At 61.3% G+C, this 16360-nt stretch carries 14 protein-coding genes; 8 read left to right on the top strand and 6 right to left on the bottom strand.

Annotated elements, in window-relative coordinates; genetic code table 11:
- Positions 1 to 55: 55 nt before the first annotated feature.
- Entirely contained in the window at positions 56 to 1558 is a 1503-nt protein-coding gene (locus MESS4_RS17870; protein WP_006333614.1) for a glycosyltransferase, read from the bottom strand.
- A gap of 220 nt (positions 1559 to 1778) precedes the next feature.
- Here MESS4_RS17870 and MESS4_RS17865 point away from each other — a divergent pair, with 220 nt between their 5' ends.
- Positions 1779 to 2765 (top strand): glycosyltransferase family 2 protein, encoded by a 987-nt coding sequence (locus MESS4_RS17865; RefSeq protein ID WP_006333613.1) that lies wholly within the window; start codon positions 1779 to 1781, stop codon positions 2763 to 2765.
- A gap of 133 nt (positions 2766 to 2898) precedes the next feature.
- On the opposite strand, the gene hspQ is transcribed toward MESS4_RS17865, so the two are convergent.
- Entirely contained in the window at positions 2899 to 3222 is a 324-nt protein-coding gene (hspQ, locus tag MESS4_RS17860; protein ID WP_006333612.1) for a heat shock protein HspQ, read from the bottom strand.
- A 278-nt stretch (positions 3223 to 3500) separates the two neighbouring features.
- A complete protein-coding gene (locus tag MESS4_RS17855; RefSeq protein WP_036241546.1) occupies positions 3501 to 4712 on the bottom strand; it encodes a UbiH/UbiF family hydroxylase in 1212 nt (403 codons plus the stop codon).
- Between the two features lie 355 nt (positions 4713 to 5067).
- Here MESS4_RS17855 and pcsA point away from each other — a divergent pair, with 355 nt between their 5' ends.
- From pcsA to MESS4_RS17825, 6 genes are all read left to right on the top strand, one after another.
- On the top strand, positions 5068 to 5853 hold the full coding sequence (gene pcsA / locus MESS4_RS17850; protein ID WP_198292769.1) for a phosphatidylcholine synthase: 786 nt from the start codon (positions 5068 to 5070) through the stop codon (positions 5851 to 5853).
- 52 nt (positions 5854 to 5905) lie between these two features.
- Positions 5906 to 6883, top strand: a complete 978-nt coding sequence (locus MESS4_RS17845) for a quinone oxidoreductase (protein ID WP_006333609.1) — start codon at positions 5906 to 5908, stop codon at positions 6881 to 6883.
- A 237-nt stretch (positions 6884 to 7120) separates the two neighbouring features.
- On the top strand, positions 7121 to 8698 hold the full coding sequence (locus MESS4_RS17840; RefSeq protein ID WP_036241537.1) for an ABC transporter ATP-binding protein: 1578 nt from the start codon (positions 7121 to 7123) through the stop codon (positions 8696 to 8698).
- The gene (locus MESS4_RS17835; protein WP_006333605.1) at positions 8695 to 9807 is read left to right on the top strand and encodes an ABC transporter permease; all 1113 of its coding nucleotides are present in this window, start codon (positions 8695 to 8697) and stop codon (positions 9805 to 9807) included. Before MESS4_RS17840 ends, MESS4_RS17835 begins: the two co-directional genes overlap by 4 nt.
- Positions 9807 to 10727 carry an ABC transporter permease gene (locus tag MESS4_RS17830; protein ID WP_006333603.1) on the top strand — a complete coding sequence of 307 codons (921 nt, stop codon included), beginning with the start codon at positions 9807 to 9809 and terminating at the stop codon, positions 10725 to 10727. Before MESS4_RS17835 ends, MESS4_RS17830 begins: the two co-directional genes overlap by 1 nt.
- 50 nt (positions 10728 to 10777) lie before the next feature.
- Positions 10778 to 11845 carry a BMP family ABC transporter substrate-binding protein gene (locus MESS4_RS17825; RefSeq protein ID WP_006333600.1) on the top strand — a complete coding sequence of 356 codons (1068 nt, stop codon included), beginning with the start codon at positions 10778 to 10780 and terminating at the stop codon, positions 11843 to 11845.
- A 648-nt stretch (positions 11846 to 12493) separates the two neighbouring features.
- Here the strand turns inward: MESS4_RS17825 and rimO are convergent.
- The 3 genes from rimO to MESS4_RS17810 form a co-directional block, all read right to left on the bottom strand.
- Positions 12494 to 13807 carry a 30S ribosomal protein S12 methylthiotransferase RimO gene (rimO, locus tag MESS4_RS17820; protein WP_006333597.1) on the bottom strand — a complete coding sequence of 438 codons (1314 nt, stop codon included), beginning with the start codon at positions 13805 to 13807 and terminating at the stop codon, positions 12494 to 12496.
- A gap of 183 nt (positions 13808 to 13990) precedes the next feature.
- The gene (locus MESS4_RS17815; protein WP_006333596.1) at positions 13991 to 14677 is read right to left on the bottom strand and encodes a TerC family protein; all 687 of its coding nucleotides are present in this window, start codon (positions 14675 to 14677) and stop codon (positions 13991 to 13993) included.
- Between the two features lie 198 nt (positions 14678 to 14875).
- Positions 14876 to 15283 (bottom strand): DUF930 domain-containing protein, encoded by a 408-nt coding sequence (locus MESS4_RS17810; RefSeq protein WP_006333594.1) that lies wholly within the window; start codon positions 15281 to 15283, stop codon positions 14876 to 14878.
- Positions 15284 to 15539: 256 nt separating this feature from the next.
- On the opposite strand from MESS4_RS17810, the gene MESS4_RS17805 reads away from it, so the two are divergent.
- Positions 15540 to 16319, top strand: coding sequence for a helix-turn-helix domain-containing protein (locus MESS4_RS17805; protein WP_006333590.1), 780 nt, complete (start codon positions 15540 to 15542; stop codon positions 16317 to 16319).
- The last annotated feature ends 41 nt before the right edge of the window (positions 16320 to 16360 follow it).

Genomic DNA, 16360 nt, shown 5'->3' with positions numbered 1-16360 from the left:
CTGGATGGCGTCCGCGTCGGTCACACGATAGATAGGTCTGCGCTGTTCGGCCCTGTCAGGTATCGTTGCTCCCTAGCCTGGAAATCCGTGTGATCGGCAGGCCCAGTATGCGGCTATCGTTCGGCGCTTGCTGATGCTCACCGACCCACCCGAAGATCGCGGGATTGTCGCTGTCCCGCGCCACCTTCAGGACGAAAGTCCCGTCGGCGACATTGGCGGCTTCAATGGGCAATATTTGCCCGTTCAGATAAAAAAGCGGCTCAACGCGCGTCATCAATATGTGCGCCAGCGTCTGGACCTGCACCAGATGTTCACCCACAGGCAATTTCAGTTCGACCGACGCGGCATCGCTCGACCATCGAAAGGCTACGCCATCATAGACTTCTGCCGCATAGATCCCGGCAGCACGTCCGGCATCGAGTTCATCTGGCGTCCACAGCGAGCCATCGCCAGCGACCTTTTGCACTTCAGGTGAGGTACGCAGCCGTCTCTCGTGCACCAGTGCGGCGATCGTTTGCCGAAACACTCTGTCGAGTTGCGCGTCCGAACCGAATGCCCTTGCCAACATCAGCGCGACGTGCCGCCAGAAAAGCGTTGCGCGCGCGCTGATGGTGTCCAGACGGTCTCCCAGCAGGGCCGCGACCCAATGGCGCCGGAGCACCTGCATCATGCCTCCACAGTGCAACTGCGGACGCAATTTCCGTCTCTTCTGGTGCCAGGCGATTTGCAGAATATGCTGCGCCAGATCTTTCCGGCGTTCGCCTCGACTGCTCCATTCGAATGGAATTTCGATCATCGGCTCCTGCCGCGGTCCGCCGCGCGCCAGCCAGAGTGCCTCGCCGGCGACGAAATCCTCCGTGAAGCGACGCAGTTCCGGCCATTGCCCAATGTAGTGATGCACAAGTTCGATTTCTGGCACGTAACCGATGGACAGCCCCAATTTGTGGTAGCGGGCAGCCAACAGCCATTCCGAAAAATGCCCGAAGCCAGGGTCAAACCCCGCGGCTTCTTCGTAGGCCTTGCGGCGTGTTGCGAAGCACTGGTCGAGGATCTTGCGCCACGAACTCTTCGTCATGCCGTGCTGGATATCGGCCTCGTACATCCGCGCTTCCGAACGCGCCAGTTTGTTGGGTGCGCTGGCATGGGTTCGACACGAGAATCCCGCCCATTCGGGGCGCCTTGAGAAGACATCGAGGCATTGTTCGAGGACGGTGGGCGTCGGCCAGACATGACTTTCGGTGAAAAACAGCAGGTCCGCCCGGGCATGCCGCGCTGCTTCCGCAACTTGGGCGATGTCATGCTTGGCTGACGTCTGGACGAGGCGGTCCTGCGGTGCAAGCAGCTGGCGAATCTCATCCATATCCGCAGCATTGGCATCGTGGGAGGCAACGAGTATGAGTTCGAACGCCGAACCCCTCAGGGTCTGGTCCTGCCGCCATTTACGGATCGCGATGGTTGCCTGGTCGCGATGGAACTCAAGCGGCATCAGAACGGAAAACAGCACATTCGAATCGGGCGGATTCTGTTGCGAACTTTTCCGTAACAAAGAGCGGCGCATGAGATGCCTTCGTTTTCTGGAGGGTCTACTGTTCAAAGGGCGCCACCGCAGTCTGGACGCATCGGGGGCTGCGCACCTTCACGGCCAAATCCCGAGTTTGCAACATAACCGGCGTCCGTGGCGCAGAAACCTTGTAGCAGACCAATTGTAGCACTGGGCGCTATTGAAACGGACCACGTGTTGTGTGACGTGTGGCAACGCAATTCTTGAGGAACCAGTGATGGACGGCGGGCCGGAAGTCACAATCGCTAATCTGGTGGAAGAGATTTCGTCGCTCAAGCGGCGAATCCAGATGCTGGAGGGTGCCTATCACCTGCGGCGGCGCAACAGCTGGCGATATAAATTTCAGCCGAAGGTTTTCGATTTTCATCAGTACCAGCCACGGAAATTGCATACCCCACCCAACTACAGCGTCCCAACACCCCACACGGGCACGCTTCGGATTGCCATTGTCACGCCGTCCTATCGGCATGCGCATTTTCTGCCAGCTACGATCGACAGCGTCCTCTCCCAGAACTTTCCCAATCTCGAATACATCGTTCAGGATGGCGGCTCGCAAGACGGGACACGCGAGATACTCGAGTCCTACGGACAACGGATTGCCTGGAACAGCGCCGCGGACGGCGGGCAGACAGACGCCATCAACAAGGGCTTTGCGGTCGTCTCCGGCGACATCATGGCCTATCTCAACAGCGACGACGTCCTGTTGCCCGGAACGCTGCATTATGTGGCACACGCCTTCGAAAAGTATCCCAAGGCCGATTTCGTCTATGGCAATCGAATCGTGATCGACGAAAAGGGTAGGGAAACCGCTCGCGTGGTCCTGCCGCCGCACGACAGCGAGGTCATCAAATGGGCCGACTACATCCCCCAGGAGACCATGTTCTGGCGCCGCTGCGTTTGGGAAAAACTGGGTGCATTCGACACAATGTTTCAGTTTGCGATGGATTGGGATTTCATCCTGCGGGCGCAGGCGGCAGGCTTCCGTTTCAAGCGGCTTCCCCGCTTCCTTGGCTGCTTTCGCGTTCATCCCAGTCAAAAGACGTTTGCCATGCACGACGTCGGGCGAGAAGAGCAGGACCGCCTACGCCTACGCAGTCACGGCTCCTTGTCCCGAGGGGGAGATGTCAATGCAGCGATAGCCGGCTATATGAAGAAGCAGATTCTCTATCATCGCCTCTACAAATTGGGCATCATGCGAATATAGGTCGATAGGTGGCTGCTCTGTCGGATCTGTTGCAAACCTTCGGCAACGAAAGGCTGGCACGATGGATCTGGACCATGCTCGCAAATCAATCCGACGCCGCCATGATTTAGGTGCTGATCGCAGCGTATTGAGGTCAATGCCGCGACTGGCGTTTCGGCTCGTAGCGCCCGTCAGGCCGCTTGTCGAACATCTCGCCGATCTGCGGATGCCGCACCGGTTCGCCAGACTGGTCCTCGAGCAGGTTCTGCTCGGACACATAGGCGACGTATTCCGTTTCCGAATTCTCGGCAAGCAGATGGTAGAACGGCTGGTCCTTGCGCGGCCGCACGTCCGCGGGGATCGCCTCGTACCACTCCTCGGTGTTGGCAAATTGCGGATCGACATCGAAGATGATGCCGCGAAACGGAAACAGCCGGTGGCGAACCACTTGTCCGATCGAGAATTTGGCTGTTTTCATCGTACTCACTACCTAAGTCCCAGGGGTGCCCCACGCTCTTTGCGTGAAAAGACGCTCTAGAACCTTGAATCTACGCATCACGCCACAAGAAATCGAGCCCGACTTTAGGGCTGATATCTGCTCTATTTGGCGCAGACGCCGTATCAATTCAATCCCGAAGCGCTTGACGCGCGGTTAGGCAGGGGGCTAGCCCGGCCCGAGAGTTCTCCGGCCAGCCGCAAAATGTCAGACGCCTGCTGATCACCACTTGCCTCTCGGTCATGATCCGCCACCGCGTGCTACCGGCGGACCTGTTTCCTAAAGCCGCCGGCAAGTGCGGCAAAACCGCTGCCGGGCCGCAGCCCCTCGCGCATGAAGAAGGCGCGCAGCGGCGCGAAGCCGCCCAGCACGCCAAGGCCGGCACTGCGCGCCATCTGGGCCGGCAGCATGTCCGAGAGCAGCGACATGTTGAGGAGATTGACCGCGCTGCTGCGCGCCAGAATGTCGGGCCGACGCCTGAAATCATAGGCTGCAAGCGCCTTGACAGCACCAGGATCGGTCTCGTTTTCGCAAGCGATTCCAATCAGATCGTCGATATCCCTGATACCGAGATTGAGCCCCTGCGCTCCGATCGGCGGAAATACATGCGCGGCTTCGCCGACAAGTGCCACCCGGTTGCGCGCAAAACGACGGGGCGTCACGCCCGAAAGCGGGTAGACCTGCCGGCCGGGCTCTACCGATACCCGGCCCAGCATCGATTGCATCCGCTGTTCGACCCGCATCGAAAGCGTGGCGTCGTCCAGCGCGGCGAGTTCCTTTGCCGTCTCCGGTTCGACCACCCAGACGAGGCTGGACCGGTTGCCAGGCAGGGGAACCTGGGTGAACGGACCGGTCTCGGTGTGGAATTCGGTCGAGGTGAAAGCGTGCTCGCTGCGGTGGCCGAAATTGAGAACGAGCGCCGCCTGCGGCAAGGACCGGGCCGATGTCGAGATGCCGGCAGCCTCGCGGGCAGGAGACAGGCGCCCGTCGGCGGCGACCGCCAGCGATGCCGCGACCTCGCTGCCATCGGCCAGGACGGCATAGGCGTGACCGGCGTCGAGCCGCCAGGTCTCCACCAGGGATTTTCGCCATTCTATGCCGGAATGCGCCGCAACAGCCCTGGCAAGTGCCGGATTGAGCGCGCTGTTAGGCAAGTTCAACCCGAACTCGTCCTCGCCGATTTCACTGGCGCGAAAAGTGACCACCGGACTGCGGATCAGCCTGCTGGTTGCATCGACGATGCGCATCACCTTGAGCGGTGCAGCCTTTGACCTCACCTCGTCGAGAATGCGCAACCGCTCAAGAACTTTCAGGGCAGGGTTCATCAAGGCCGTCGTGCGGCCATCAAGGCCGACGGCCTCAGGTCCGACCAGCGTCACCGCGAAGCCGGCGTCGGCGAACCCGAGCGCCGCGATCAGCCCCGCCGGACCGCTGCCGGCTACCAGTATCCGCGCTGTCTTCTGATGGTCCAAATTCGGCTTCCGGATCACGATGCAGGCCCCATCGGCCTGCCAACGGATATAGGCCGGATCATGCGGCTTGATCAACGTGGCGATTCGGCCCATTCGATTGCCTTGGCCGGCGGAGGCCGCTGGGGCTGGCTTCGGACGGGGTGCGATACTGCTTGTCCGAGCAGTCGCCCTGCTAGTAGTCTCGGCATGAGTGGGGGAGAATTCATGGCAGATCAGGACAGAGCATCGTGACCCCGGTACGGACGTTCGGCCGCAACTGGAATCTTGCCGACCCCGCGGCCGACATCTGCAAGCAGGACTGGCGGACCTCGTGAGCAAGAAGACAACGGTCAGGAAAATCGCCGACCGGATTCCGATGCCGAAGAAGAAGGTCACATGGCCGCAGGCGCGTGCCTTTTCGGTGCATCTTTTGACCGCCTCGGGCTCGTTCCTGGCGTTCCTGTCGCTGGTGGCGGCAAGCGAGGAGCGCTGGACGGCGATGTTCTGGTGGCTGGGGCTGGCGCTGTTCGTCGACGGCATCGACGGGCCGATCGCCAGGAAGCTCGACGTCAAGGAGATCCTGCCGACCTGGTCGGGCGAGCTGCTCGACAATATCATCGACTACGTGACCTACGTGCTGATCCCGGCCTTCGCGCTCTACCAGCGCGGCTTCATGGGCGAGGGCCTGTCGTTCCTGTCGGCGGCGATCATCGTGGTCTCCAGCGCCATCTACTATGCCGACACCGGCATGAAGACGAAGGAGAACTTCTTCAAGGGATTTCCGGTGGTCTGGAACATGGTGGTGTTCACGTTGTTCGTCATCGAGCCGGGACAATGGGTTTCCTTTGGCGTGGTCGTGGCGGCCGGCATCCTGACCTTCGTGCCGATCAATTTCATCCATCCAGTGCGAGTGGTGCGGCTGCGGCCGCTCAATCTCGGCATGACGCTGCTCTGGTGCGCTTTCGGGGCGCTGGCCCTGGCGCAGGCGGCTCTCGCCGCCTTCTATGACCAGATCGGCGTGCTCGGTGAGCAGGTGAGCATCTTCACCAAGATCGGCATCAGCATCAGCGGACTTTACCTCGCCTGCATCGGCGGTATCATGCAGCTCTTTCCCAATCTCGGCGCCAAGCCTGATTCCGGGCCTGATTCCGGCAAAGTCTGATCCCCAAGACAGTCTGATCCCAAAGACAGTTTGAGCCCAAGAGACCTGATAGATGTCCAAAGCGATCCGTATCCATGGCCATGGCGGTCCGGAGGTCCTGACCTATGAGGACGCCGATCCGGGCCAGCCAGGCTCGGGGCAGATCCTGGTCAGACACACGGCGATCGGCCTCAATTTCATCGATGTCTATCATCGCTCGGGTCTTTATCCGCCACCCGGCGGTTTTCCGCTGATACCTGGCGGCGAGGCTGCCGGAGTGGTCATGGAAGTCGGATCTGATATCGACTGGCTGAAACCGGGCGACCGCATCGCCTATGCCGTGAATGTTGGCGCCTATGCCGAACAGCGCGTGATCGCCGCCGACCGTGTGGTGAAGGCGCCCGACGGCATCAGCGACGAGCAGGCGGCCGCGATGATGCTGAAAGGCATGACGGCGGAGTATCTTTTGCGCCGTACCTTCAAGGTGAAGGCGGACGACACGATCCTGTTTCACGCGGCGGCCGGCGGCGTCGGGCTGATCCTTGGCCAATGGGCGAAGCACCTCGGCGCAACGGTGATCGGCACCGCCAGCTCAACCGACAAGATCGAACTCGCCAAGGCACACGGCTTCGACCATGTCATCAATTACCGCGAGCAGGATTTCGTCGCCGGTGTGCTTGCCATCACTGGCGGCAAGAAGTGCGACGTCGTCTATGATTCGGTTGGCAATGATACGTTTCCGGCCTCGCTCGACTGCCTGAAGCCGCTCGGCATGTTCGCCAGCTTCGGCCAGTCGTCGGGACCAATCCCGCCGTTCAGCATGTCGCTGCTGGCGCAGAAGGGCTCGCTGTTCGCGACGCGGCCGACTTTGTTCGTCTACAATGCCAGGCGCGAGGATCTCGAGGCATCCGCCGCCGCGCTGTTTGACGTCGTGCTCCGCGGCGCGGTCAAGATCAGGATCAACCAGCGCTATGCGCTGAAGGACGCCGGCAAGGCACATGCCGACCTTGAAGGGCGCAGGACGACCGGGACAACCATTCTCGTCCCTTAAGCGCGTCGCGTTTCGTGCGACGCGCTTTTGAGTCTTTGTTTTGTGCATGCCGTTATCGCAAAACCGCTGCGCACTTTTGCGCGACATGCACCAGGTCGGCTTTTTGAGGGGTTGCGCTTTACCCCTTGAGTTTCCGCTGAAATTCTTGAAGCTCTTTCAAGACGCGTGCCGCTTTCCGACGGGAGCCGGCGACGCATACCATGCTGGCGGGAACACAGAACATATCTGGCAAACCAGATGGGAGGCACTGTGAGTGCAAATCACGACGGCGCAAACCTGCTCGAGGTTCGTGGCCTTACCAAGATATTTGGCACGCTGACGGCGTGCGACCATGTCGATCTCAACATCGCCAAGGGCGAGATCCACGCGCTGCTCGGCGAGAACGGCGCCGGCAAGTCGACGCTGGTCAAGATGCTGTTCGGATCGCTGGAGCCCAATTCGGGCGAGATCTTCTGGAACGGTCAAGCAGTCAGGATCGCCAATCCCGGCTTTGCCAAGAAGCTCGGCATCGGCATGGTATTCCAGCATTTCTCGCTGTTCGAGGCGCTGACGGCGGCCGAGAACATAGCGCTGTCGCTGGATGACGGTTCGCCCATCAGCACGATAGCCGCCAAGGCGAGGGCGCTTTCCTACAGCTATGGCCTGCCGCTCGATCCTGAATCGCTGGTCGGCGACCTGTCGGTCGGTGAGCGCCAGCGTATCGAGATCATCCGCTGCCTGCTGCAGACGCCGCAGCTCATCATCCTTGACGAGCCGACTTCGGTGCTGACGCCGCAGGAAGCCGACAAGCTGTTCGAGACGCTCGAACGGCTGCGATCGGAAGGAAAGTCGATCCTCTACATTTCGCACCGGCTGGAAGAGGTCAAGCGCATCTGCGACCGCGCCACCGTGCTGCGCCACGGCAAGGTGGTCGGCCATTGCAACCCGCGCGAGGAAACCGCCGCGTCGCTGGCGCGCATGATGGTCGGCAACGAAGTCAAGGCCGTGGTGCGCGCCCCGGCCGACGGCATCGAGACCGCGCAACCGCTGCTGGAGATCCGCGCGCTCAGCCGCAAGCCGGCAACGCCGTTTTCAATCCCGCTGAAAAACATCAACCTCACTGTGCGCGCCGGCGAGGTGATCGGTATTGCAGGCGTCGCCGGCAACGGCCAGGGCGAGTTCTTCGAAACCGTCTCCGGCGAAGTGCTGCAGCAGGATGCGGCCTCGGTGCGCATCCGCGGCAAGGATGCCGGCGGCCTCGGTATCACTGGCCGGCGGCTGATGGGTGCCGCCTTCGTGCCCGAAGAGCGGCTCGGCCATGGTGCAGCACCCCGCATGAAGCTTTCCGAGAACCTGCTGCTGTCGCGCCACGCCACCGATGGCAAAGTCTTTGTTGGCACCGGCGGCATGGTCAAAAGCGAGGCGATCTACGGCGCCGCCCAGCGCATCATCAAGGCGATGGACGTGCGCAAGAGCGCGCCTGATCCGGAGGCGGCAGCGCTTTCGGGCGGCAATCTGCAGAAATTCATCGTCGGCCGCGAACTCGACCGCAGACCTGGGGTCATGGTCGTCAATCAGCCGACCTGGGGGGTCGACGCGGGTGCGGCCGCCCACATTCGCCAGGCGCTGATCGAGCTGGCGCGCAGCGGCTCGGCGGTGCTGGTCATCAGCCAGGATCTCGACGAACTGTTCGAGATATCCGATTCGATAGCGGTCATGCACAATGGCGAACTGTCCAGGCCGCTGCCGATTGCGGAGGCAACCTTCGAAAAGATCGGACTGTTGATGGGTGGCGCCGAGCCTGGCCACGCCGAACACATTCTGGAGACGGCATGATGCGCCTCGAACTCGTCAAACGCCCGCAGCGCTCGGCGCTGTTCTCGGCACTGTCGCCTTTCATAGCATTCCTGCTGACGATCATCGCAGGCGCCATCATGTTCGCGCTGCTCGGCGTCAACCCTTTGAATGCATTTCGGATTTACTTCATCGAACCGATCAGCCAGGTCTGGCAGCTGCATGAGCTTGCGATCAAGGCAGCACCCTTGATCCTGATCGCGGTCGGCCTGTCGGTGTGCTACAAGGCCAACATCTGGAACATCGGCGCCGAGGGCCAGTTCATCCTTGGCGGTATTGTCGGCTCGATGATCCCGGTGCTGTTTCCGCGGTTCGAAGGTCCGCTGGTGCTGCCGCTGATGCTGCTGCTCGGCATGGTCGGCGGCGCGGCCTATGCGGCGATCCCGGCCCTTTTGAAAACACGCTTCGGCACCAACGAGATCCTGACCAGCCTGATGCTGGTCTATGTCGCGCAGCTCTTCCTCGACTGGCTGGTGCGTGGTCCCTGGCGCGACCCGCAAGGCCATGGTTTCCCGCAGACGGTGCAGTTCAACGACTCGGCCATTCTGCCGGAATTGATGCCGGATTCCGGACGGGCAAACTGGGGTTTCGTCTTCGCGCTTGTCGCTGCCGGGCTGATCTGGATCCTGATGAGCCGCATGCTGAAAGGCTTCGAGGTCCGCGTGCTCGGTTCGAGCCCAAGGGCAGGGCGTTTCGCCGGCTTCGGCCTCAACCGCATGGTGTTCTTCGCCTTCCTACTCTCGGGTGCGCTGGCCGGCCTTGCCGGCATCTCGGAGGTCTCCGGCGCCATCGGCCAGCTGCAGCCGGTCATCTCGCCCGGCTATGGCTTCACCGCCATCATCGTGGCGTTTCTCGGCCGGCTCAATCCGCTGGGCATCGTCGCAGCCGGCCTGGTGCTGGCGCTGACCTATCTCGGCGGAGAGGCGGTGCAAAGCGCGCTCGGCATCTCCGACAAGGTGGCGCGGGTGTTCCAGGGCATGCTTTTGTTCTTCGTGCTCGGCTGCGACACGCTCATCCATTACCGCATTCGTCTGATCGGCCTGGCCGCTCCCAAACTCGAAGCCGCACCGAAACTGGAAGAGGCCCGCTGATGGACATCACCGTCAACATCCTTCTGACCATCGCCACCGCGGCGACGCCGCTGCTGATCGCGGCGATCGGCGAGTTGGTGGTCGAGCGCTCCGGCGTGCTCAATCTCGGTGTCGAAGGCATGATGATCATGGGCGCGGTCGGCGGCTTCGGCGCCGGCTATCTCACCGGGTCGCCCTGGATCGGCCTGCTGGCGGCGATCGCCATGGGGGCTTTGTTCTCGCTTCTCTTCGCCGTCATGACGCTGTCGCTGGCCACCAACCAGGTGGCGACCGGCCTGTCGCTGACGCTGCTCGGTCTCGGCCTGTCCGGCATGATGGGCACCAGCTTTGTCGGCCAGCCCGGTCAGCGGCTGCCCAACCTCGACATTCCCGGCCTGACCTCGATCCCTGTCGTCGGCAGGCTGCTGTTCGGCCAGGATCCGATCTTCTACATTTCGATCGCGTTGACCGCAGCCGTCGCGTGGTTCCTGTTCAAGACCCGCACTGGCCTCACTCTGCGCTCGATCGGCGACAGCCACACATCGGCGCATGCGCTTGGCATCAAGGTCATCCGCTACCGCTATCTCGCGGTGATCTTCGGCGGCGCCTGTGCCGGCCTTGCGGGCGGCCATCTGTCGCTGGTCTATACGCCGCAATGGGTGGAGAACATGACCGCCGGGCGCGGCTGGATCGCGCTGGCGCTGGTCGTGTTCGCTTCATGGCGGCCCTGGCGGGTGCTGGCCGGCGCCTATATCTTCGGCGCGGTCTGGATTGGCCAGCTCCATGCACAGGCTTTTGGCATTCCGGTTCCCTCGCAACTGCTTTCTTCGTTGCCCTATCTGGCAACCGTGGTGGTTCTCGTTCTAATCTCGCGCAACAAGCGTCTGACGATGATGAACACGCCGGCTTCCTTGGGGCAGCCATTCGTTCCGGATCGTTGACGACAAAAAAAGACGGGAAGCTCCAAGGCTTAACTCAGAGAGGTAACACAATGAAAAAACTGCTCATTGCCCTGATGACGACGACCGCCGCGTTGTCATTGGCGGCGACCGCCGAAGCCCAGGAAAAGCTGAAGGCCTGCTGGGTCTATACCGGCCCGATCGGCGATTTCGGCTATTCCTACCAGCACGACCAGGGCCGCCTGGAAGTGGAGAAAGCACTCGGCGACAAGGTCGAAACCGCTTATCTGGAAAATGTCTCCGAGGGCCCCGACGCCGACCGCGCCTTCGAGCGCCTGGCGCGTGAAGGCTGCAAGATCATCTTCGGCACATCCTTCGGCTTCATGGACCCGGAGGTGAAGGTCGCCAAGAAATTCCCCAAAGTGATGTTCGAGCACGCGACCGGCTACAAGAAGGCAGACAATCTGGGCATCTACAATGCGCGTTTCTATGAAGGCCGCTACGTGCTCGGCCAGATCGCGGCCAAGGAATCGAAGGCCGGTGTGGCCGGCTACATCGTTTCCTTCCCGATCCCGGAAGTGGTGATGGGCATCAATTCCTTCATGCTTGGCGCGCAGTCGATCAACCCGAACTTCAAGGCCAAGATCGTCTGGGTGAATTCCTGGTTCGATCCGGGCAAGGAGGCAGATGCCGCCAAGGCCTTGTTCGACCAGGGCGCCGATATCATCGTCCAGCATACCGATTCCACCGCTGCGCTGCAGGTGGCGGAGGAGCGCAAGCTGCACGGCTTCGGCCAGTCTTCCGACATGATCAAGTTCGCGCCGAACGCACAGCTCACCTCGCTCACCGACGAGTGGGGTCCGTACTATATCAGTCGTGTCCAGGCCGCGCTCGACGGTACCTGGAAGCCCGGCGATGTCTGGCTCGGCATCAAGGACGGCGCCGTCAAGCTCGCCCCGTTCACCAACATGCCCGACGACGTGAAGGCAATGGCCGAGGCAACCACCAAGAAGATCGCCGACGGCTGGAACCCCTTCACCGGCCCGATCGCCAAGCAGGACGGCACGCCGTGGCTGAAGGATGGCGAAGTCGCCGACGACGCTACGCTGCTCGGCATGAATTTCTACGTCAAGGGCGTCGACGACAAGCTGCCGCAGTAAGCCCTAGGAAACGCGAGACAAAAAGGGCGCCACATGGCGCCCTTTTTCATTCCGCCGGTTGGCAACAACCCATCAATTTGAATGCCGTCAAAATCGGCGGCATTCTGGTTTTTTAACAACCGTAAGCGGGGCCATCATGCTCGACTTAGGGTGCCGTTTGGCACTCGGCAGTACTTGGCCTGGCAAATTAGCCGTATAAGTAGTTTCTTAGTTTAGGTATCTCGCTTACGACAACATCCATGATTCGAGATGCGGCCGATTCGTTGGAATCGTTACCTTTTTTGTAAAATTCAAATCTAACATTTAATGGCCGGAGTATTGACCATTTTCTCTCAAGTGTGAAGACGCCGTCCAGACTGTCAAATATTATTGGCAGGTCTGCACTGTCATGAAGTCCACGATTCAAGCGAAGCCCCTTTATCCATAGCGAAGGGCCGCTCCGATCTAAGATATAAAATGCCGCTATCTTAATGTCATTATTGTTGCTCAGGTCCGCAAAATCATACCTGAATCCGTGACTGCTTCGACCAAAGTAAGACGTTGGATTCGGGTGCTTTGATAGCCCCCACGATTCCATGATCGGTTTTACACGGTCAAAAAATTCCTTATTGACCGCACTGGATTTGCTTGGATTTCGCATATTAGCCGTCAAACGGCCAAGCCATAAAGATCATAAGCGTCGGCGCGATCGATCTTGACGGTGACGATGTCGCCGGCGCGCATCGGCCGCCGCGACTGGATATGCACCGAGCCGTCGATCTCGGGCGCGTCGTATTTGGTGCGGCCCTTGGCCGAGGTACCATGCGCCTCGTCGATCAGGACCGGCAGGCGCTTGCCGATTTTTTTGGCGAGCTGCGTTGCCGAAATCTTTTGCTGGCGCTGCATGAAGCGGTGCCAGCGCGCTTCCTTGATCTCCTGCGGGACCTGTTCGAGGCCGAGTTCGTTGGAGCGAGCGCCCCTGACCGGCTCGTATTTGAAACAGCCGGCGCGGTCGATCCTGGCCTCGTCCAGCCAGTCGAGCAGCATCTCGAAATCGTCATCCGTCTCACCGGGAAAGCCGACGATGAAGGTGGAACGGATGGCAAGGTCCGGGCACACTTCGCGCCAGCCGCGAATGCGCTCGAGCGTCTTTTCGCCATGCGCCGGCCGGCGCATGTTCTTGAGCACCTGCGGTGAGGCATGCTGGAATGGAATGTCCAGATAGGGAAGGATCTTCCCTTCGGCCATCAGCGGGATGACATCAGCGACATGCGGGTAGGGGTAGACATAGTGCATGCGCACCCAGACGCCGAGCTTGCCGAGTTCTTCCGACAGATCGAGGAATTTCGCCCGCACCTCGCGGTCGCCGAACTGGCTGGCCTGGTACTTGATGTCGATGCCATAGGCGCTGGTGTCCTGCGAAATGACCAGGATCTCCTTGACACCGGCCTTGGCCAGCTTCTCGGCCTCGCGCAGAACGTCGGCCGCCGGCCGTGAGACGAGATCGCCACGCAAGGCGGGAATGATGCAGAAGGTGCAGCGATTGTTGCAGCCTTCCGAAATCTTGAGATAGGCGTAGTGGCGCGGGGTGAGCTTGACGCCCTGCGGCGGCAAGAGATCGATATAGGGGTCGTGGCTCGGCGGCGCCGCCTGATGCACGGCGGCCATCACGCTCTCGTAGGCCTGAGGGCCAGTGATGGCGAGAACGTTGGGGTGCTTTTCGCGAATGACGTCCGGTTCGGCGCCGAGACAGCCGGTGACGATGACCCTGCCATTCTCCGAAAGGGCGGAGCCGATGGCGTTGAGCGACTCGTCGCGCGCGGAATCGAGGAAGCCGCAAGTGTTGACGACGACAAGATCGGCGCCGTCATGCTTGCGCGCGATCTCGTAGCCTTCGGCGCGCAGGCGCGTGATGATGCGCTCCGAATCCACCAGGGCCTTCGGGCAACCTAGACTGACGAAACTGACGCGAGGGGCGGACATGTGCGGTTCCAATGGATACGGGCCGGAAACCCTGAGGTCCGGCCCGGAAGTCAATAGATATCGGTCTTTTTGAACTCTTGCAGGAGCTTAACTTGCGCGGCGCAATAGCACAGTTCCACAATCAAGCAAACCGGCGAATGGCTTGGCGCAGTGCGGGCGGGCCCGCACTGCAAGGGACCGGGCTCATTGACCGCCCGGTCCGAACCAGGGCGCCAGGAACGCGAACCGTTCGGGGAACTGCTGCACGGCACCATCCAGAAACATCTTCACCGCGACGTAAAGGATGATCACGAGGCCGATATAGGCAATCCAGCGGTACTTGTGCAGGAGGCGTGCGACAAACGAAGCAGCAAAACCCATCAGCGCAATCGACAGCGCCAGGCCGATGATCAGGACCGTCGGATGGTCCATCGCGGCCCCGGCGACAGCAAGGACGTTGTCGAGAGACATTGACACGTCGGCAATGACGATCTGCCACGCCGCCTGAGCGAAGGTCTTGCGCGGTCCCTTGTCGGCTATCGTTCCGTCTTTGCCGTACTCGGCATTGGACAGCGATTCCGTCGCATCATGCTCCTGCTCGTGGGTGACACGCAGCTCGCGCCACATCTTCCAGCACACCCAAAGCAGCAGCAGGCCGCCGGCGATGAGGAGAATGGGGCCGATGGCCAGCAGCCACTGCGTGATCAGAGCGAAGAAGATGCGAAGCACGGTGGCCGCGGCGATGCCGACGAGAATCGCCTTCTTGCGCTGGTCGGCAGGCAGGCCCGCCGCGGCAAGGCCGATGACGATGGCGTTGTCTCCGGCAAGGACAAGGTCGATGGCGATGACCTGGAGCAGGGCCGAGAAGCCCGCGGCAGTGAAAATTTCCATCGACTGGAGGCCCCTTGCTTGTTCGCCGATCGTTCGCGTCGATTGTCAGGACGCCCTAACGTGTATGGTTCCCGCACGTCAAGAGACTGTCTGGGGACAAGGTCAGCAAACTTCCTGATCGTGGCGGCAATGGCCTGAGCCGGCGGCCGGCAAAAGCACGAAGCTTAGATTCAAATTGCGCGCCCAGGACGCGGCGCTTTAGTCGTAGAGATTGTATTTCGCCCAATCGGTTTGCGGAATCTCCTCGCCGATCCGATAGCGAAAATCCAGAACCTGCATATGGTCCGGTGCCGTCTGGCACTTGAATTTCAGCCGGTACCATTGCCCCTTGCTGCGAAAGGCAGCCCCTGGGCTCCTGATTGCATCGGGGGCCATTTCGGGCGTCGCAAACGCGTAGGCGACGACGCGATCGGCCTTGTATTTGTGATCGTCGTGGCTGATCCGGTCGAGCACTTCAGCGTCGCATCGCTGTTCGAGCCGGGTTTGCGGGTCAAGTTTCAACAGGCCGGCGCGCAACGCGCTGTCCATGGCATTGGCTGGCAAAGCCAGCGTTGCTGATGCCAGGACGGTTAGACACAGCTTCTTCATGGCCGGGAGAAGCACCATATTCCAGCGGAAAAATCAACCGCATGCCGTCCCGGAGACGAACCCGTGAACGATGAAGATGCCGTGAACGGGGGGGCGCCTGGCGAATTTTCACTGCCGCGCCATGCAGCAATCGGCCGCTATGTCGCGGGATGGCGGGGAATCGACGGCAAATGGCGGATCCGGCGCAGGGTAGGGTTGATGCAAGCCGCAACGGCAATAGATTAGGTGCGGGGCCGAAGAACGCCGCCGAAAGTATTCCTCACGGGAGAGGCTCGTGACGTCTGATGCCGACACACCCGTCCTTTCCGGGGCGATCGGGGACTACCGCGAGTTCGATCCTGCGGCCGCACTCGAAGGACATTTCCAGTGTGTCTGGTCCAATGCGGTGCGACTGGAGGGAGGAGGGCTGTCGGCCGTGGTCCCGGACGGCTGCGTCGACATCACCTGGATCGACGGCGAGCTGGTCGTAGCGGGTCCCGACGTTGCCGTTGCCCTCTCAGCACTGACACCCGGTTGCACCGTGATCGGCGCCCGCTTCCGGCCGGGTGCGGCTAGCCGGTGGCTCGGCCTGCCAATGACGGAGATCGTCGGCGAGCGGGTGGCGCTCAGCCACTTCTGGGGAAAGCCGGCGCGCGAGATCGCCCACAGAATTGGCGATGCGTCTTCCACGACGGAGCGGATGCGGGTGATGGAAGGGGCACTCTCCGGGCGCGCGCCCGATGTCGAGCCGCCGCCTCCGGACATGGGATTTGCCTTCAACGCGCTGAAAACCGAATCCGCCGGTCCGGGCATGGCGGTGATCCTCGACCGGCTGGACGTCAGCCCGCGAACGCTCCGCCGCCGCTGCCAGGAGGCTTTCGGCTATGGGCCGAAGACGCTAGACCGCATTCTCCGCTTCCAGCGGTTCCTGAGCCTGGCGCGGCGGTCCGGCGGCGAACGCCTTGCCGGTCTCGCTTTCGAAGCAGGCCATAGCGACCAGGCGCACCTTACCCGCGAGGTGCGGCGCCTGTCGGGTTTTTCGCCCGCGGCGGTTCTGCGGCAGCTCGGCGCCTGACTGGCCGTTTTGTTCAATACGCCACCGTAATGTCTGCCTAG

It is taken from the genome of Mesorhizobium sp. STM 4661, assembly GCF_000359125.1.
Taxonomy (GTDB): Bacteria; Pseudomonadota; Alphaproteobacteria; order Rhizobiales; family Rhizobiaceae; genus Mesorhizobium.
The sequence above is the reverse complement of the archived record's forward strand: the minus strand, read 5'-3'. Positions and strand labels throughout refer to the sequence as shown.